The sequence below is a fragment of the Pseudoalteromonas obscura genome (genome assembly GCF_030135505.1).
In the GTDB taxonomy this organism is placed as follows: domain Bacteria; phylum Pseudomonadota; class Gammaproteobacteria; order Enterobacterales; family Alteromonadaceae; genus Pseudoalteromonas; species Pseudoalteromonas obscura.
Genome location: NZ_JASJUT010000001.1, coordinates 986671 through 1005767 on the forward strand (window position 1 = coordinate 986671; position 19097 = coordinate 1005767).

13 protein-coding genes are annotated in these 19097 nt (G+C 42.6%); 5 read left to right on the forward strand and 8 right to left on the reverse strand.

Features of this window, described 5'->3' with window-relative positions; translation table 11 throughout:
• Nucleotides 1–5 precede the first annotated feature (5 nt).
• Nucleotides 6–614 carry a hypothetical protein gene (locus QNM18_RS04235; RefSeq protein WP_211009037.1) on the reverse strand — a complete coding sequence of 203 codons (609 nt, stop codon included), beginning with the start codon at nucleotides 612–614 and terminating at the stop codon, nucleotides 6–8.
• A 441-nt stretch (nucleotides 615–1055) separates the two neighbouring features.
• On the opposite strand from QNM18_RS04235, the gene QNM18_RS04240 reads away from it, so the two are divergent.
• The 4 genes from QNM18_RS04240 (at nucleotide 1056) to QNM18_RS04255 (ending at nucleotide 6755) form a co-directional block, all read left to right on the forward strand.
• Nucleotides 1056–3683, forward strand: coding sequence for a TonB-dependent receptor domain-containing protein (locus tag QNM18_RS04240; protein WP_284136454.1), 2628 nt, complete (start codon nucleotides 1056–1058; stop codon nucleotides 3681–3683).
• A 138-nt stretch (nucleotides 3684–3821) separates the two neighbouring features.
• Nucleotides 3822–4685 carry a bile acid:sodium symporter family protein gene (locus tag QNM18_RS04245; RefSeq protein WP_284136455.1) on the forward strand — a complete coding sequence of 288 codons (864 nt, stop codon included), beginning with the start codon at nucleotides 3822–3824 and terminating at the stop codon, nucleotides 4683–4685.
• Between the two features lie 574 nt (nucleotides 4686–5259).
• Nucleotides 5260–6126: a hypothetical protein gene (locus tag QNM18_RS04250; protein ID WP_284136456.1), complete on the forward strand. Its 867-nt coding sequence runs from the start codon at nucleotides 5260–5262 to the stop codon at nucleotides 6124–6126.
• Between the two features lie 215 nt (nucleotides 6127–6341).
• The gene (locus tag QNM18_RS04255) at nucleotides 6342–6755 is read left to right on the forward strand and encodes a hypothetical protein (protein ID WP_284136457.1); all 414 of its coding nucleotides are present in this window, start codon (nucleotides 6342–6344) and stop codon (nucleotides 6753–6755) included.
• A gap of 207 nt (nucleotides 6756–6962) precedes the next feature.
• On the opposite strand, the gene wrbA is transcribed toward QNM18_RS04255, so the two are convergent.
• The 3 genes from wrbA to QNM18_RS04270 form a co-directional block, all read right to left on the reverse strand.
• A complete protein-coding gene (wrbA, locus tag QNM18_RS04260; RefSeq protein ID WP_211009032.1) occupies nucleotides 6963–7559 on the reverse strand; it encodes an NAD(P)H:quinone oxidoreductase in 597 nt (198 codons plus the stop codon).
• Nucleotides 7560–7998: 439 nt separating this feature from the next.
• Nucleotides 7999–9330 (reverse strand): dihydroorotase, encoded by a 1332-nt coding sequence (locus QNM18_RS04265; RefSeq protein WP_284136458.1) that lies wholly within the window; start codon nucleotides 9328–9330, stop codon nucleotides 7999–8001.
• Nucleotides 9331–9399: 69 nt separating this feature from the next.
• Complete coding sequence (locus QNM18_RS04270; protein WP_211009030.1) at nucleotides 9400–9888, reverse strand: Fur family transcriptional regulator; 489 nt, start codon at nucleotides 9886–9888, stop codon at nucleotides 9400–9402.
• A 160-nt stretch (nucleotides 9889–10048) separates the two neighbouring features.
• Between QNM18_RS04270 and QNM18_RS04275 the strand changes: the two genes are divergently transcribed.
• A complete protein-coding gene (locus tag QNM18_RS04275; protein ID WP_284136459.1) occupies nucleotides 10049–11428 on the forward strand; it encodes an alkaline phosphatase PhoX in 1380 nt (459 codons plus the stop codon).
• 77 nt (nucleotides 11429–11505) lie between these two features.
• On the opposite strand, the gene QNM18_RS04280 is transcribed toward QNM18_RS04275, so the two are convergent.
• The 4 genes from QNM18_RS04280 to sohB form a co-directional block, all read right to left on the reverse strand.
• Nucleotides 11506–12021, reverse strand: a complete 516-nt coding sequence (locus QNM18_RS04280) for a PepSY-associated TM helix domain-containing protein (RefSeq protein WP_211009028.1) — start codon at nucleotides 12019–12021, stop codon at nucleotides 11506–11508.
• An 8-nt stretch (nucleotides 12022–12029) separates the two neighbouring features.
• Nucleotides 12030–13910 carry a TonB-dependent receptor domain-containing protein gene (locus tag QNM18_RS04285; protein ID WP_284136460.1) on the reverse strand — a complete coding sequence of 627 codons (1881 nt, stop codon included), beginning with the start codon at nucleotides 13908–13910 and terminating at the stop codon, nucleotides 12030–12032.
• 196 nt (nucleotides 13911–14106) lie between these two features.
• Nucleotides 14107–17379 (reverse strand): VPS10 domain-containing protein, encoded by a 3273-nt coding sequence (locus tag QNM18_RS04290; RefSeq protein WP_284136461.1) that lies wholly within the window; start codon nucleotides 17377–17379, stop codon nucleotides 14107–14109.
• A 358-nt stretch (nucleotides 17380–17737) separates the two neighbouring features.
• Complete coding sequence (gene sohB, locus QNM18_RS04295) at nucleotides 17738–18745, reverse strand: protease SohB (protein WP_284136462.1); 1008 nt, start codon at nucleotides 18743–18745, stop codon at nucleotides 17738–17740.
• Nucleotides 18746–19097 lie beyond the last annotated feature (352 nt).

Genomic DNA, 19097 nt, shown 5'->3' on the forward strand with positions numbered 1-19097 from the left:
AGCTACTAGCTGTTAAATGCATTTTTCAGCCAAGTGTCTCGTTCTGAGATACAACTTGCTGAAGAGTCAAAGCTTTTTAGATAGTTAATTCTGTTATCGCCGCACTGAGTATCAAACTTTTTAACCGGGCCAAAACATGATGCAAGGGCTTTTTTACCATCTTCAATGTAACCTACACACAGGTTGTATTGGTCAGGTTGATTGTCTGGCAACTGGATCCCACCGCCAGAATTACCCGTAGAGTTGCTACCACAATTCATTTGATCAACAACAGTCAGCGCGTAATTGGCTGCTTTTTTGTATACGTTATATGTATCTTTGTAAGTGGTCGTGCGGCCAGTTTCTGGATCAGTACCTGTTTCACCACTTCGACAGGCATTCATTGCTGCAGTGAAATACACATCCGCATTGGCAATTTGAGATGATGCTTGAACCCCACAGGCATTTGCAGCTTTTCGATCAGCATCAGAGATCAGCTCAGTTAAGTTACAGCTATTCCCGCTACTACTTAAATCAACAGTCGCCTCATCTTCTCCGGTCCCTTCAGTACACGCAGAAAGCAGCCCTATACATGAAAACACAGCCAATAGTGTCTTTTTCGAGGTTCTAATCATGTTTTTACTTCATCCCAATAGTATAAAAGCGCCGCATTCTATTGCCAAAAGAGCAACAAAACAAGGGGTGAGAATGGATGAAAAACGCCATAAATTAACACAAAATACAACAACATTATGAAATGTAAGCACTTTAACAATTAAAAACGGAACACAATTCCAGTGCGGTTTAAAGCCACATTTTCAATGGGAGAATCCATTGTATAAAAAGCGAACCGAAGGTATTTAAACAACTAACTTAAATATACTATGGCGAATAAATATAGCTTTTAGATTATTTTTTAAAATCACAACTTATTATTCCAAAATTAACAACTCAATAAGGCAGTTTTATATGTTGTTTATAAATAAAGAAAAAAGCTGAAAGTGCGACAATTTGTCACATCTCAATGGTGCTTAAGTTATTTATACTCGCCGCAGTTTTTTTCATGAGTTGTCTTAATGTTTTTGTATTCTAAAATTTCTCTTGCACTTTTAGGCCTTGGCCTTTCTCAGTGTGTTTTTGCACAACAAACCACACAAATTGAACGTTTTGCTGTCACTGGCTCAAAGATTCAGAATATTGACTTAGAATCCGTAAGCCCCATAACCACACTCTCATCTGAAGATCTTGCCGCAACCGGCGTGTCTAATATAGAAGAAGTATTGCAAAGCCTAAGTGCCTCGGCTGGCCCTGCAGGAAACGCCACCAACGCCTACTGGACCAGTAATGGCTATGCTACAGCACAAGTAAACTTGCGCGGTTTAGGGATAAAACGCACTCTAGTTCTACTCAATGGCAATCGCGTTGTTGCTGGCGGTACTGGTGCCAATGACAGCCCAGATTTAAACATGATCCCAATGGGCTTGATTGAGCGCATCGACATTCTAAAAGGTGGTGCTTCTGCCATCTATGGCGCAGATGCAGTCGCAGGTGTAGTTAACATAGTTACCAAATCAAATTTCGAGGGCACAAAACTCATTGCCAAAGTGGGTCAAAGCAGTAAAAAAGATGCCGAAAATGCAGAGCTCAACCTTTCTTTGGGCAAAAGCTTGGAAAAAGGTCAGGTTACCGTCAATATCAATTACGTCAACAATGGCAACGCCCTTCAATCTACCCGTAACCCCTGCCCCCTAACTGAAGAAAATGGCACGCTAGTTTGTACTTTATCAGGGACAACCATAGGCGGTCGCGCATTATTGGCTGATGGCCAAGAAGTTCAGTTCAATCAAACTAGTGGCCAAAACGGCGACCACTTTGAGCACTATGATAATCTTAAACATGGTTATAACTGGTTTAACGCACTCAATTCATACAGCCCGATGGAACGCCTTAATCTGGCAACATTTATCTCACATGAACTTTCAGAGTCGGTCCAATTCGATACATCGATACTTTATGCCAACCGTCAATCGGACCAAGTGGTCACACCCAGAAGTTTCCAGTCTGTAGAAGTATCGAAATATTTTGTCTACAACCCAACTGGCCAAGACCTCACTCTAAAACGCCGCAGAAATGTTGAAGCGCCAAACCCTGAGTTTTATCAAAAAACCAATACCACCCAATTGACTTTTTCTTTATCTGGGGAGCTATCAAATAGCTGGCTTTGGCAGGCGAATTATAACTGGGGAAAAAATACGGGCACTGATGGCTGGCGCTATGATTTTGACGATGCTCGAGTTGCGCAAACCCTCAATGCAGATATCTGCAGTACACAAGCTGGCGCCGCTATCCCATGCGGGGATTACTTTGGCGTCGCACAGCTCAGTCCTGATGTCATAAACTATGTCACCTATCAACGTGAAGGAACTGGCGGCAATCAACTTCAATCTCTCAGTATTGACTTAAATGGCGATATCGCCGAGCTGCATGCAGGAACGATGGCATTTGCCACAGGCCTCACAATGCGTAAAGAAAAGGGGTGGCGTAACCCTGACGCCGTCGCGATGAGCAATAACGAAGAAGATGCTATCGCGGGAAGCTCTGAAGTCACAGAAGCATTTGTAGAATTATCTATCCCTGTGTTGAGTGACCAGCCCTATGCTCACTCAGTAAAGACAGACATCGCATTACGCTACTCTGACTATCGAGATTTTGATGCTGAAACCACGTATAAGCTCGGTATAACCTGGCGCGTAAACTCCAAGTGGCTCTTAAGAGGCGTGCGTTCCAGTGCCTTTAGAACCCCTACAATCACCGAACAGTTTGGCGGTACAAATATAGAGAACCTTATCACGGTAGATCCCTGTGATGGTGCGAAAGGTTCACTACTAAATAACTGTAAGGCAGCGGGCGTACCCAATGGGTTTGTGCAAGATGGTTCAACCGTTCGCACCGGTGTTGGCGGTAACCCTGACGTTGACGCAGAAACTGCAAATACTTTTACACTCGGTGTTGTTTATCAGAATACGTTGTTTTCAGCATCGCTGGATTATTTTGACATTGACGTAGACAATGCAATCAATGCTGTTTCCGGCTCTAATATGTTGCGTCTGTGTTACAGCGACCCTGTTGCCTATCAAGCATACTGTGACAATATAACCCGCGACCCTACAACACACCAAGTTATTAAACTCGAAAAACGCCCAATGAATGCAGCAAGTGAAGCGGTTTCTGGCGTAGATTTAAATATCAACTTATCCTCAACCTATCAGAATATTTCGTATCGGATAAATTGGGATACAACCCGTCTATTGAAGCACAACAATACTGCTTTTGAAGGCGCAGAAACTGAAGTGCTACTAGGCAAAATAACGTCCGATAGAGGGAGTTTTGCTAAATGGAAATCTCACCTCGCTGCAAATATAAACCTTGGACAGTGGCAAGGCACTTACAGTATCCAATACATAGGCAACGCTGAAGATGAAAATGGCGGCGGTCCAATTGGCAGCCAAGTCCCTAGCGTGACATATCACGATATACAAGTCGGTTATAGTGCTTCGGACTCGCTGGCTCTGGCATTTGGTATCGACAACCTATTCGACAAGCGCCCCCCCTTCTTAACCTCTTGGAATGATGCCAATACTGATGTCTTTACTTACGACACTGTCGGCAGGCGTGGCTACGTAAAAGTCTCTTATCAATTCTAATCCCTTATGGTGACGAGTAAGCACTTGTCACCAACGCCTCCTAACTTTTATCACATCGTACCTGTCTAATTTAGGTGTGACGACATGTCTATTCACTTGTTAAGATAAGCGCGTTTCACCTCAAACAAGGACTTATAAATGCCACCCGCTTTAATCGAAATAGGTTTACCTGTCGCGCTAATATTCATTATGGCGGGCGTAGGACTAAGCCTTATACCAGATGATTTTAAACGTGTTTTATTACAGCCTAAAAGCTTTTTCATCGGTGCTTTTTGCCAGCTTGCTGTTTTGCCATTACTGGCCATCGCCACCATCGCCATCACGGGCTTAACAGGTGAGCTTGCTATTGGTCTGTTTATCTTGTCATTGTGCCCCGGCGGCACTACTTCAAACCTCTATTCATACCTAGCAAAAGGTGATGTTGGGCTTTCGGTATCCTTAACCGCTGTGGTCGGATTTATCACACCGTTCACCTTGCCATTTTTGGCAGCATGGGCGATTGGCCACTACGGTCAAAATGGCAATGTAATTGAGTTCCCAATCTTAAAGGCTTGGTTACAGCTCATAGTCGTGGGTGTTTTGCCAGTACTTATTGGTATGAGCATCAATGCAAAATGGCCTGAATTTGCTAAAAAAGCGAGTCCATATATTAGCTGGTTCTCCATTGCTGTGCTGCTTCTCGTTATCGTCAGCATCTGCTTTAAGCTGGGATCTAAGCTGGTCGATTACTTGATCATGGCTGGCCCCGCAGTGGTAATACTGAACCTAGTCTCAATGATCGCAGGATATGTTATCGCTGCAACTTTACTGCACAATGACACTCAAACTCGCACGATTACGCTCGAAGTTGGACTCCAAAACGGTACGTTGGCACTGTTAGTAACGACCGGCCTATTAGGTAATGAAGTCATGTCAATTGCGCCAAGCATATACGGTTTGTTTATGTTTATCAGTGCGGGAGCGTTTACTGCTTGGGCAATCAAAAAACATAAAACAAGCTGACCATCAGGTTAGCCCAGAAATCATAAACAATACTACCAAAGCGCTCTCCCGCGCTTTGATAGTTTCCCCAACACCAATAAAACTCTCTCTTCGTTTAATAAAAAACCAGAGATAAGAGATCTGCATATGTTGCCGGGGGATGTATCTGTCAAATTTTGGGTCTAGCACTGCTGAATTGTAAAATCACTTTGAGCATGTCCGTTACTCAGTTCAAAAATAGTAGTTTGAGACTGTTTTATCAGTATTCAATCAAGGACCTCTACGTTTCTACTTTTAGTTTTCATTTTGCAAATTCGAACAAAATTGTCGTTAAGCCTTAAAGAAGAAAGTAAATAAGACACTGATATATAGTTACTTTTATAAAATTAAATTATGGCACAGGTTTCGCACACTTCTGTATAAATCATTAGATCAAAAGTGCAACCACATAGAAACAATCTAAACGTAAGCCAAGCAAGAAGCGAACAAATGATGGTATTTATATAAATTTGTTTGTATCTGTAACCTGCGTGCTCTGAACGTCATCTGTTCTTTTATTTGTTGTTACTATAGGCACAATGAGGGGTCAACCATAATGAAACTAGATAAAAGAGAGCTGTCGTTACAGACAATGTATTTGAAACACGGACTATTAGCGTTTCAAACTATGTATTCACAAAAAACAATTGACCGCTGGAATCACCTTTTAGACCCCATTTTTCAAAGCCGTAAATCAGAAGAACCTAGCTACGTGCAATCAAATGAGCTATTGGATCTTGGTATTCTCAATGAAGTAATATCTACAAAATTGCTTAGTGCCATCACAGTACTGGACCCTTGCCCCGTGCTGTTTCAATGTCATTGTATGGAAATAGATTGGAATCATATTACCAGCAACACTTATTACAGTGACTTCGATGGTTGGCATAGGGATCATCGCGATCCAAATATCAAGTCGGTTTATGGTTGTAGGCCATTCTCGATATACATTTATTTGACTGATGTGAAGCACACTAGTGATGGCGCTTTTGAAATCATTCCAGGGTATGAGACAGGGCCACTCGAAAGCAACCTAAATTGCTGTAACTTAACTGGCCACAAAGGTACCTGCTTCTTATGGAACCGAGATTTATACCACCGTCTAAATGAACACAACTTATCAATAAAACAACGTATATTAAAATTGTCCCTGCAAACCAATGGTTGGGCGAATTCGAGAGTACAGCTTGATGAGTTTAAACGCGCACGAACTATCTTAAATGGTATTAGCCCAGCTTTGTCATACCTTTTTGGTAGTCATTTTAATAACAACCTCTCAATCAAAACAATTCCCTTTACTCGCAAAGGAGATCTTCCTCAGCTAAAGCCACTTGATTATTCGGCAAAAACAGAGATCCCATCTAAAGCTTCAATCATGTTGCGTAAGTTTAAAAACAAAGTTGATAAGGCACTGGGGTTTTAACTTTTTACAACTGCTTAAAATTAAAGAAGCAGCCACAACATCAAAACCATCACGCTTTATATATGAAAAGCCTACAACCTCAAAGAAAAGTTAAAATAAGGCTTTGTGAGGGATTAACGACTATTATTGATATGTGATGACTGGGTGTACCAAACCCATTTAAAAGTATTAACAGACACGGCATTTTCACCTGACTTTATTGCTATGGAGGCGCGATGACAGTACACACATCCAAACAGCGGCATACTCATGTCAAGCAGCTGCTGAGTAAAATGGACCCTGAAGTCGCCGCGAGCTTTACGTATAAACAGCGAAAAGCACTGGATAAAGTCATCAATACCCGTGGTTGGAATAATCATAAAATTGATTTTAGACCTACACTCGCACTGCCGTTTTTGCCTTGGAGCTTCTATTTTGTTTTGCTCGGAGGGGTCAACAAACGCAGCTTGAGCTCCACTGAACGCTTCACCGCTGCACTGGTATTTTTGACCGCTTTGACTCTGGTTGGATTGATTACACTAGGGCTTGTTATGGCGATCCTTTATTTGTTTAAGTCTTGGCTCGGTATTGACCTTTTTCCAAATGAGTCATTAGGTATTTGGGATCAATTTAAAGCGCTGTTTAAATAGATTGAGAGAAAAACAACTTTGTATTTCAGTATATTGCCTGAATCCCCCTGTTCCAATGGCCAAAAGTCACTTTTCATGGTGGACATTCTTGCTTAATACTTTCTGATCCGTGCACGACTTGCCAAAATTATAAGCATGACAACGCAGCCCTGCTCTGTCGATAGAACGCTAAAAAGGCGCAAATACCGCGCCCTTGCCTACTAAACCCTAACTCAATTGAGTAGCAATGCTGGCAACGTGTTTACCTTGAAATTGCGCTAAAGCTATTTCTTTTTCTGAAGGTGCTCGACTGCCATCAGCACCCGCAATGCAGGCAGCACCTAATGGCGATCCACCTTTAACTTCTGAAATATCCGTTAACTCTGGTGCCGCATACGGCAGACCAACTACCACCATACCGTGGTGAAATAACGTAGTATGAAATGATTGAATGGTGGTTTCATTGCCTCCGCCAGTGCCTGTCGATGTAAATACACTGCCTACTTTACCAATGAGCTTGCCACCAGCCCAAAGTCCGCCGGTTTGATCTAAAAAGTTACGCATTTGCGACGCCATATTGCCAAATCGCGTCGGTGTCCCAAAAATAATGGCATCATACTGCTCAAGTTCAGCAGGCGTTGCCAGTTCAGCATCTTGGTCCAACTTAACACCCGCGTTTTTTGCCACCTCATCAGACATTAACTCAGGCACTCTCTTAATCGAGACTTCAACCCCATCAACCGACTGAGCCCCTTGTGCAACAGCATTTGCCATCGTTTCTACATGGCCATAGCTTGAATAATAAAGTACTAAAACCTTCGTCATTTTTCTTTCTCCTATTGAGTCAGCCTCGCGGCTGACGAAAATATTTTTTAACCAATCAAACACGATTTTTATTCCCTCGCCATAGGTGTGTGATTAACACCCACTCAAATTCGATGGAGATAAGATTAAGCCAAGTGCAGAGAGTCTGCTTCGCAAAAAAAAGCACACATCATTCCAAAAAAAAGAATATTAAAGTGCTATTTAAGTGATACTCGAACTATAAAAACGAAATTTAAATAGGCGAAATTGGGCGTTGATAAGTACACACAATAAGTGCATCGGCGCACTAGACCCACTCATGTGGATTTAAATCCACCAAAAAAGCATAGAGAAAAACGGTAAGTGGTATACGCAGAGGTGCCATCAACAAACGGCTGTGTATTCTGTCTGATGACAAAGGAGAGTGATAGAACTTCCACCACTCTATAAAAACTAAAAATTAATCTCGCTCAAACACAAGTGGCATGGCGTTGTTTGGCACGTCAACTACAGCACCATCTTGATATACACATTGGCCATTTACAAAGGTATAGCGGATCTGATGAGAGAACTGATGACCAACAAATGGTGACCACTGACAATGATACAAGGTATTATCGTGGCGCACAGCTTCACCTGGTTTTGCACTCACAACTGCCAAGTCAGCAAAATATCCCTCTCGAACGAAACCACGCTGCTGAACTTTATAACGCTTGGCTGGGTTATGAGCCGTCTTTTCGACCACTTGTGCCAAACTCATGGTGCCGCGCTTAACTTGGTCAAACAAGGTCAATAAAGCGTGCTGAACCAAAGGTAACCCAGCCGGCGCTTGTGCAAAAGCTTGCTGCTTTTCTTCCCATGTGTGTGGCGCGTGATCGGTCGCAATGATATCCAAACGACCATCATTTATCGCATTGATCAAAGCAAGTCGATCCGATTCAGCTTTGATTGCTGGATTACATTTTATTAAATTTCCTAAACGTTCATAATCGCCTTGGTTGAACCACAGGTGGTGTACACAAGCTTCCGCAGTAATTTGCTTGTTGTCGATAGGCCCTGGCTCAAATAAATCCAGCTCTTTGGCTGTGGTTAAATGCAGTACATGAAGCTGTGTGCCATATTTTTTCGCAAGGCTCACAGCATAGGAAGAAGACTGATAACAGGCGTTGACATCACGAATAACCGGATGATCTTGTATTGTTAGATCCTTCCCTTCTAATCTAGCTAGGTTGTCACTGATCACATCACCTTTTTCACAGTGGGTCGCAATTAACACCGGACATTCTCTAAAAATGGCTTCAAGTGCGCTGGGGTGTTCAACGAGCAAGTCTCCCGTTGATGCACCCATAAATACTTTCACCCCACATACAAAACTTGGATCGCACGCCTTGATCTCATCTAGATTGTCAGGTGTAGCGCCAAGGTAAAAGGAGTAGTTTGCTACAGATGTTTCAGCAGCAATATGGTGCTTTTGGATCACTGCCAGCTTATCTGTCGTCGCAGGGCTCACATTGGGCATCTCCATGAAGCTGGTTATACCTCCAGCTACCGCGGCGCGTGACTCTGTCCCTATCGTCCCTTTCCAATCTAAGCCAGGTTCTCTGAAATGCACCTGATCGTCAATCATGCCGGGAATTAGGAAGTCACCTCTCAAGTCAATAACTTGCTCTATTCCTGTAGGTGTAATATCAGCTGCAATTTTGTCAATCCGTTGTCCGACAATTCTTACGTCACAGTGCTCAACTTTGCCTTCATTTATTAGCTGAGCATTTTTTAATAGGATATTCGCCATTTCTACTTCACCTTTAAACACGCGTTAAAAAATCTATTTTGACCATACAACCAGCAAGCCAATTACTCACTATGCGTTGGCCATTTGCCCTTCCTCCAGCGCCTGACAAGCAGTGCAAATACCTTGAAACTCAAACTGAGGTGAATTCAATTGATAACCATGAGATTGGATTTGCGCAGACAGTTGTGCCATTAAATCTGCAGGCATATGTACCTCTTCCACTTTTTGACACATGGAGCAAATTAAAAATTGGGTATGTGGGTGAGGCTTATGGCAGTCGATATGTGTGCAACAGATATACTTGTTCACGGTATCTAATTTGTGCACAAGATCTGCCGCAACAAGTAGGTCTAGAATACGATAGATCGACACAGCGGGCAGTGTTAAGCCCAAATTCTGCTTACAATATTGAACTAACTCGTAGGGAGATAAAGCCTTACCCGCCATCTTTAAGCCTTTGAAAATTGCAATTCTTTTCTCTGTTGGTTTGATTCCCGCGTAATTAAAAATTTCCACAAACTCATCAGATTGATTGTTTTTATTATTTTTTTGATTCATATAGACTAATTTCCTTGCCACCCTGCCATTAATGTTACAGTATAACATATCACAAAATACCTACATTAAGTACTTATTTTCGTGTATCACAGCAAGTGACACGAAAGCATCATTAAGCACCGTTAAGATTATTACGTTAATTGCTTTGGGAGTATTAAGCATGGTCACACGTAGACAATTCACAAAAAGCACCGTGGCATTGGCATTTTTAGGCCTTAATAGCAGCATACTAGGTTGCACAAGAAAACCAGCTATCACGCCAACCCCAACAACCACGGGATATGGACCACTCATCCCTGACCCAAAAGGTCTATTAGATCTGCCAAAGGGTTTTAGTTATCAAGTTATTTCTGAGTTAAATGATAAAATGGACGATGGTCTAAGCGTGCCTGACAACGCGGACGGTATGGGCTGTATTGAACTCGGGAGCAATCGCGTTGCTTTGGTTAGAAACCATGAACTAAGTCCAAAACATTTGCAAAATGCAGCGTCAGATATTGCCACACATAGAACAAAAAAAGCCTACGATACATTAAACCAAGATGTCGCGCTGCCAGGCGGTACCACGACCCTAGTTTATAACCTTGATACACAACAAATCGAACAACAGTACTACAGCCTTGTCGGTACCATTCGTAACTGTGCTGGCGGAACAACTCCTTGGGGCACTTGGCTAAGCTGCGAAGAAACAGTGCGTTTAGCAGACAGTGAAATTGGTAAAGACCACGGTTATATATTTGAAGTTCCTGTCGACCAGCCTGGTTTATGTGACCCAATACCACTGGTAGAGATGGGTCGCTTTAATCATGAGGCCGCTGCAGTAGATCCCAGAACAGGCATAGTCTACTTGACTGAAGATAGAGGCGATGGCCTTTTTTACCGCTTTATTCCTCACCAAAAAGGTAAACTTGCGCTAGGTGGCATATTACAGGCGCTGGTATTTAAGAGCCTAAATAAGTTCGACACTCGAAACTGGCAACAGCCAAATATGCCGCTTTCAAATTGGTACGAAGCTGAATGGGTGACATTAGACAACCCACAAAGCCCGGAAGACGATCTAAGAATACGTGGATATGACCTCGGTGCAGCAGTATTTGCACGTGGAGAAGGAATTCACTTTGGTGACAATGAACTATACTTTTGCTGCACAAATGGCGGTGGAAAACAGTTAGGCCAAATCATGCGCTATCAACCCTCAGCATATGAAGGCACTGATAAGGAGGCAACCTCGCCCGGTCAAATTCAGCTTTTTTTAGAGAGCAGCGATAAGTCCCTGTACGATTTTGGCGACAATCTAACCGTGACACCACAAGGGCACCTACTGATATGTGAGGACCAGTATACAGCCAACCCTAGTAACCACTTAAGAGGTGTTTCTCCACAAGGGGCAGTTTATCCTTTTGCTAAATTGCGAACCAGTACCGAATTGGCAGGAGCCTGCTTTTCTCCAGATGGAAGAACGTTATTCGTCAATGTCTACTCTCCGACTAAAACACTTGTAATTACAGGGGATTGGAAAAGTTATCACAGTGAAGGGTAAGGACAATTGCAGCCAGTTTTTGCTGGCTGCGAGGCGCACTCTCAGTGCAAAAATAGACTTTATCGCCTCAACAAACATTATGTGTGATGTCGTCTATTACGTCGTCTTTTCAGGTAGGGGAAAAAGAATAGTACTAAGCCCGTTACAGAAATCACTAAGGTTGCAAAGGATACCGGTAACATTAACCAAATATTGGCATTTTTCTCGAAAAAGGTACCATCGTGAAGGCTTTCGATTAATTCTGAGTTACGCTTTGCGACATGCAAAATTTCACCAGTTTGGTTGTCGATCTGAATTTCTATTTTATTATTGCTTCGAATTTTAGTGATCCCTTTAGCTGGTCTCACATCCAAACGGTTAATATCATCCCAACTCTCAATTTGCGCCGCATCGACGGACTTTGCAACCGTTAATATTTGCGTAAAGCTAAGCGCTGGTACAGTACCAACACCCTGTGCTGAGGGCGGCTGAATAAAACTAAACTCTTTTCTTACCAGCAACAAAATACCGGTAATAATAATCACAAGTAACGGCAGCGAAATAATAAAACTCGCCCATCTATGAATACTTCTATTTTTTCTATTAAAGCTCATTGTTTCTTTTAGAATTGCATACTTGTTGATAGTTTAAAACTGCGTTCTGGCTGTAAAGCTGCATCTTCATCCAAACTCCCGTAATAACGCTCGTTGGTGAGGTTATTAACTCCGATATTAACAGTTTGCTGACTGTTAAGTTGATGCGCAAGAGATACATCCCACACCGTAAAAGCTTCTCTCGACAATTCAGATCCCCCTACTTTATCCACTTTAAAAGTATGGCGGTAGGAATTAGACAACGACCAATTGCCAAAATTCACTAATAAGGTCCAGCTGAGTTTTCTTGGGTGTAAATCATCTAGTCTTTGCTGACTCTCATCCTCGCCGCTTTGCTGCTGATAAGCAAAGATATGCTCTATATTGTCATTGGCAAACCAACGCAACTCAGCCTCAACACCGTAAATTTCGGCTTGATTTAAATTACGATAACTCAAATGGCCAGCTTGGGTCTCATAACGATCGATGTAATTATCTAAGTCGTAGTGATAAATCGCGCTATACAGGCTCAGCTGCTCTGACGCATGCCAGTTCAGTGAAAGCTGCGAACCAACACTGGTTTCAGGATTAAGAGATGGGTTCCCAACAATAAGACCTCTGGGTGTTTGACCGTAAAATAGCCGTTCCGATAATGTTGGATAACGAAATCCACTGCCAATGTCCAGCCCTAATTCTAACGTATCAGAGAGTGGCAACATAGCTGCAAACGAGGTATTCAAACGGCTATCTGTTGTATCATTTGATTGTCTACTTTGCTGTGTCAACCAGTCATACCGCAAACCAAAGTCAAAATTAACCTTACCCCAGTTCCAATGTGTTTTACCATACAATGCAAAGTTATCTTCTTCTGCATTCAACTCATTATTTATGCTGGTTGAATGACTGCTTTTTGTGTCTTCGAGCAACTGGTAATCACTGGTAATTTTGACGCCTTTTCGAGAAAGCCAATCAATGCCCCAGTGACTTTCATTTTCCCCCATGGTTACTTGCTGTAACCATTGGCCACCAACCGTGTGGCTTTGATACTGACTCAGGCCATCATAACGTTCGAACCTAGCTGTCCTACTGTCCCAATTTTGATAGTGGTGATAAAACTTCGCCATCCAATCTTGGTCACCATTCAATTGCACTTGTGCTAGAGAATGCAACTCATCTGGATAGTCGCTGATCTGCTTGGTAGGATATTTCGCATTGCTTTTGCCTATGTTGCTACCATAACTAGGCAGCCAGGAATAAGTTGTTGTAAAACCATCATGTTTGGATTTGTACCTTACCAACCCAGAGAACCGCTCAAATTGTGTATGTAGCTCATCCCCATTGGCCGCATGGGCGTTGTTCGCGTGTTGATAGGCAATAGCAGCAGTAAAGTCATTGCTTTGATGCTTAAAATTCAAATCAACACCTTGGTTATGGCTTTTTCCAGACACAGAGAGCTGTGTTTTATCAGACATTTCTGTACTTAAACTAATAACTCCCCCCAGTGCTTGGGAGCCATATAACGTCGAACTTGGGCCTTTAATAACATGTCCTAGATTAAATAGCGCAGGGGAAATAAACGAAGCCGAATTACCCGCACGTCTATCAGTAATGATTGGAATGCCGTCAATCTCAGTACGTATTCTTCCACGGCTGAAGCCTCTAATCGCATAACTTTGAAACTGACCACCTTGGCCGTTTAAACTCACCCCTGTAAGCGATGTCAGCTGATCAGCAATGGTTCTATTTAAGGAAAAAGTAAAGCGCTCATCTAAATACGACGAGGTGTGATTGGATGTGGCAATAGTAAGAGATTCTTTTGGCGCTAAAATCTCTATGATTTCAAGTTGCTCACCATTTGCGACCACCGCCACAGGCACACAAAGACAAAAAAATGGAATTATCGTTTTCATAGTTAAGGTACAGCTCAATTAACTCATTGTACGTTTTGTTATCGTTGTTTCATCAGGACTTCTTCATTGTTAACTAATTAAAAGGCTAAGCATTTTCGTCCTGGAAATATATGCCAAATCATTTGATTAGCATAAAGCTTAGCATTTGAGCGTAAAACGGCGTCGCTAAGTACTCGACGCCGTTGCAATATAAAGGCTATTTGGCAATAACCGATGCACCTTTAGTCCAAGGACCGCCCGCATCAACAATTGCTTGTTGAATACTTGGGATAGTTTCTGCTTCTAAGGTTGAAACGCGCTTGATAACGTCTTCTAACCCTTGTTGAGCAAAACCAAATTGCTGACGGTGCTGTTTAGTGGGTCCATAAGTTGACCACAGCGCAGACATAGCATAACCCAAGCGACTTGAGATGTTCGCAGGCTTTGTACCCATTCTTGTACGCGACTTCAGGCCATTTAACTCAAAGTTAATCGCATTTATATCAGCTTGCGCTTGTGCATAGGCAGATTCAAGTGCGTTAATGTTGCCCGGTGTACGATCGATTGCGGTACGCAATACTTCCATTGTTTTTGTCATTTCGCCTAATACAGCGGTTGTGGACGTGTAGCGTCTTTGTACATCTTTAAGTTGCTCACTAAATCGCGTGATTGACTCCGCTGTCGGGCCAGATACTGCACCTTCCGTAATTGGTTGCAATTCAAACTCTACAGGGCTTGCTAGCTGTGAAATTTCACCTTTCACACGCTTGTACAGTGTTGCCGTATATTTACCTGGCATTACCATTGTGCTCATCGCAAACGGGTCCCACATGGACGCTTTTTCACCCGTAATTGCTTGGTTAGCTGCGTATTCCATATCCCAAGTCACACGGTGTATACCTTTGCTTGCTTTGCCAGCAACACGGTCAACAAATTGACCTTGCGCATCACGAATTTCAAGATAGACCACAGGTTTTGGTTCTTGATTTTCTTTTTCGATGTCTTCCCATGCTGGATACTTAGGATACTTCTCTTCTTTAACCATTTCTTTTTCAGCTTTTTGACGCTGCTCTTTAGCCGTTAATAAGCTGTCTTTTAAGAAGTAAGTTAAGGTAGCACCATGTTCAGGGTTTTTCGCTACATATCGATCATCACCATCCGTATTGCTGTGGTTTGTATCTAGCTGGAACCATTTAACCGGACGGCTTGGACCCATCAGGATAGCCTCTTGCTCCATGGCTTGCTCTGTCAATGTACGCAGCGGTGCGTAATCATCAAGAATATAAATACCACGGCCAAAAGTACCCGCCACTAAATCATTTTCACGGCGCTGTATTTTTACATCACGGGTTGAAATCGTTGGGATCCCGCCATTTAACTCGGTCCACTTTTTACCACCATCCACGGTGAAGAAAATACCGAACTCAGTACCAATAAACATTAAGTCTTTGTTGACGTGGTCTTGTACAATTCGCCACACTAAGTGCTTCTCAGGCAAGTCTTTAGCAAGTGACTTCCAAGTTTTACCTAGGTTTGTCGACTTGATCAGATATGGTTTGAAGTCACCGTACTTGTGATTATCAAGGGCCACATAGACAGTATTTGGATCGAACAAGTCTGCACGGATATCATTGACATACGCAGTTTCAGGTACGCCTTTAACACGCTTCAAATCAATCTTTTTCCAATTTTTACCGCCATCACTGGTCACTTGGATCAGGCCATCGTCAGTACCAGCCCACAATATATTTTCGTCAACAGGACTTTCTGAGAAGTTCGCAATCGTGTGGTACTCTGACATGGCGTAGAGATCCCAGCCTGCCTCTACCGACCAAGTCCTACCCATCATAGGGATATGCATACGGTTGCCGTTTTTAGTCAAATCACCAGAAATCGGTGTCCAGCTATCACCGCGGTCATCAGAGCGCCAAACTCGTTGCGAAGCAAAATAAACGCGTTTAGGGTCGTGCGTCGAAACATTTACTGGCGCATCCCAGTTAAAGCGCTCAGCTGGATCACCTGGACGTGGCTGAGGTTTGATATAAACATTCTCGCGAGTCTTAAGATCATGACGCGTTAAGTTGCCCTGCTGCCATTGAGAATACATGATATCCGGGTTGCCGGGCTCAACAGCTGGTTGATGTCCATCACCACCAAGAGTTAAGAACCAGTCTTTATTCTTGATACCTTCTTCACGTACAGTACGTGATGGGCCACCTTGTGTAGAGTTGTCTTGCGCACCAGCATAAACTTTATAAAATGGCTTAGAATCATCAGGCGCGACTTTATAGAATTGTGTCAATGGTAAATTAGCCATAAAGCGCCAGTTAGCCATACGGTCATGAGACATATAAATACCACCATCAGAGCCGATTAACACAAAATCAGGATCTGTTGGGTGAAATGCCATGGCATGGTCGTCTACGTGCTTGCGTTTGGTATTAATTGGTGTCCAAGTTTTACCACCGTCATCGGAAACTTTACTGTAGTTACTCGCAATGTAAATACGATCAAACTGGTGCTTGTCAGCGAAGATCTCTTGGTAATAGTGAGGACCTGTTCCGCCACCAACTTCATCAGACATCTTGGTCCAGCTTTGACCACGGTTTGCCGAGCGGTATAGTCCACCTTTGCGGTTATCAATTTCAACCGCAGCATACACAACATCTGGGTTGATAGGCGAAATCGCTAGACCTATTTTACCCATGTTACCAGTTGGCAAGCCTGTTTTTAGTTCTGTCCAAGTTTCACCGCCATCATCTGATGTGTGAATCCCTGAAGCAGGCCCCGTCCCAACATAAGTTGCAACTTTTCTTTGTCGAGACCAAGTCGCAGCATAAAGTTTATTTGGGTTTCTCGGATCAATTAATAGTGAGGTAACGCCTGTCCACTCATCTTCTGGTTTGAGTACCAACTTCCAAGTTTCACCACCATCAGTGGTTTTATATAACCCGCGCTCACCACCACCAGTCCAAAGCGGACCTTGCGCCGAAACCCAAACTGTATTTGAGTCTGTTGGATGAATAATAATGTCGGAAATACGTTCTGACTTCTTCAAGCCCATGTTTTTCCATGTTTTACCGCCATCCATTGATTTGTAGACACCGTCACCAAAACTGATGTGTCGGCCTCCATTATTTTCTCCGGTGCCAACCCAAATAATGTTTGAGTTACTCGGATCTATAGTCACATCACCTGTTGAATACACCGCTTGTTTATCAAAGATTGGTGTCCAGGTTGTGCCCGCATTCTCTGTTTTCCATACGCCACCCGATCCCACCGCAGTGTACCAAGTAGATGGATTATTTTGGTCAACTTCAATATCTGCAATACGACCGGACATATAAGCCGGGCCAATATTGCGCAGCTTCATCGCTTCAAAGGTTTTGCTGCTAAAAATTGACTTTTCCACATCTGATTTCGCGGCCAGTGTATTCGAACTAGCGCACGCTAAAGACACAGCTACAGCTGCTTTTAGTAGTACATTCATTTTCCCACCGATGTTGATTTTAGTTTTTATCCTCGTCAACATTAACTTAAAAAATGATAGACGTATGTAAATATTCGCTGAGGTTACAGAAATTAGAGTCTAAAGTTATATTGTAACATTTTATGTCCCCAAACAGCCGAAATGAAATTTAAGCACCTGAAAACGGTACTTTTTCGCGAACACTTTAAAAACGTAAAATCGGAAAGAATAGAACTTTCAATAGTCCTACTTACAAATGGCAGTATTTACTTGCTGTAACAAGTGATTATATTGTTGAGGTGAGAAATGTCAGGTTCTGCGCTTTCGCTTGTTTAAATTGGCCCGTCAAACTTTCAGGAACGGGCCAAAAACCAAATGTTTACTTATAAGTATTTGTTTGCAGTTGAGATAGGAGCTTAATGCCAAGTTTTTCAGCAACAATACTCAGACCAAGTCCAAAGCGCTCAGCCAATGCCTTTTTGGTTTTGTACTTCACACTGAAAAGCTGGTGAGTTTCGTTTAACTCCAAGAGTAAATCGTCACTTGTTTTGATTTCATCAACCAAGTCAAATTCTTTGGCATGAGTCGCAAACCAATGTTCGCCCGTAGCAACCTTGTCAATATCTAGGCTCGGTCTGTGTTCGCTTACAAACTGCTTAAATAGCGTGTGGGTATGTTCTACTTCACTTTTGAATTTATCACGGCCTTGGTCGGTATTTTCACCAAACATGGTTAACGTGCGTTTATATTCGCCTGCTGTGATCTGTTCAAAATCAACGTCGTTCTTTTTCAAAATTTTATTGAAATTAGGAATTTGAGCCAGTACGCCAATCGAGCCAACAATCGCAAAAGGTGCAGCAACAATTTTATCTGCAACACATGCCATCATGTAACCGCCGCTTGCTGCGACTTTATCAACGCTGATAGTCAGAGGCAAACCAGCTTGCTTCAAACGGATCAGCTGAGATGCCGCTAAACCATATCCATGGACAACGCCGCCACCACTTTCCACATTAACAAGTACTTGGTCTTTGTCTTTGTTGGCAATGGTCAAAATTGCGGTGATCTCTTCTCTTAAGCTCGCCACCTCATGCGCGTCAATACTACCAGAGAAGTCGATGACAAACGCCTGCTTCTCAGGTTTTTCATCCGTCTTCTTCTTGTTTTCTTTAAGGTGTGCTTTTAATGCTTTTTTATCTAGTGTTCGCTGTAAAAATTCTTCTTTCGTTTCTGCTAACTGAGAAGATAAATCTTTGACTTCAATCTCTCCAGATTTGCTCTTTGGTTTTTGACTTGCGCCCACAATTAAAACAATAATGGCGCCAATAGCAATGACGATTGTCACCGCTTTTGCCAAAAATAAGCCATATTCAAACAAAAATGCCAATGCTATCTCCCGACCTTTGCTGTAAAAGTATTTAATTAAAAACCGCTCTGCGGTAATTGTTAATCTTGTCCTAAATAAGATTACTTTGCAATAACAGCGCTAATTGCAATACCAATTATCGGTAAATCAACCATAATAAGAGGAATATTTGGTCAACCGCAGTGGCCATTCATTCACACCACACTCTCCAAAATAAGTTTGAAAAGTGTCAACGCGATTTAGGACGGGTCAAACACTTTGCTCAAGTAGTGCGTTGTTTGCATTCACTTTACAACGCTTGTAATAAGCTTGCCGAGTAATGCCCAAATACATACACGCTTTACTCACCGATAGCTTGGCTATGGTTTTTTCT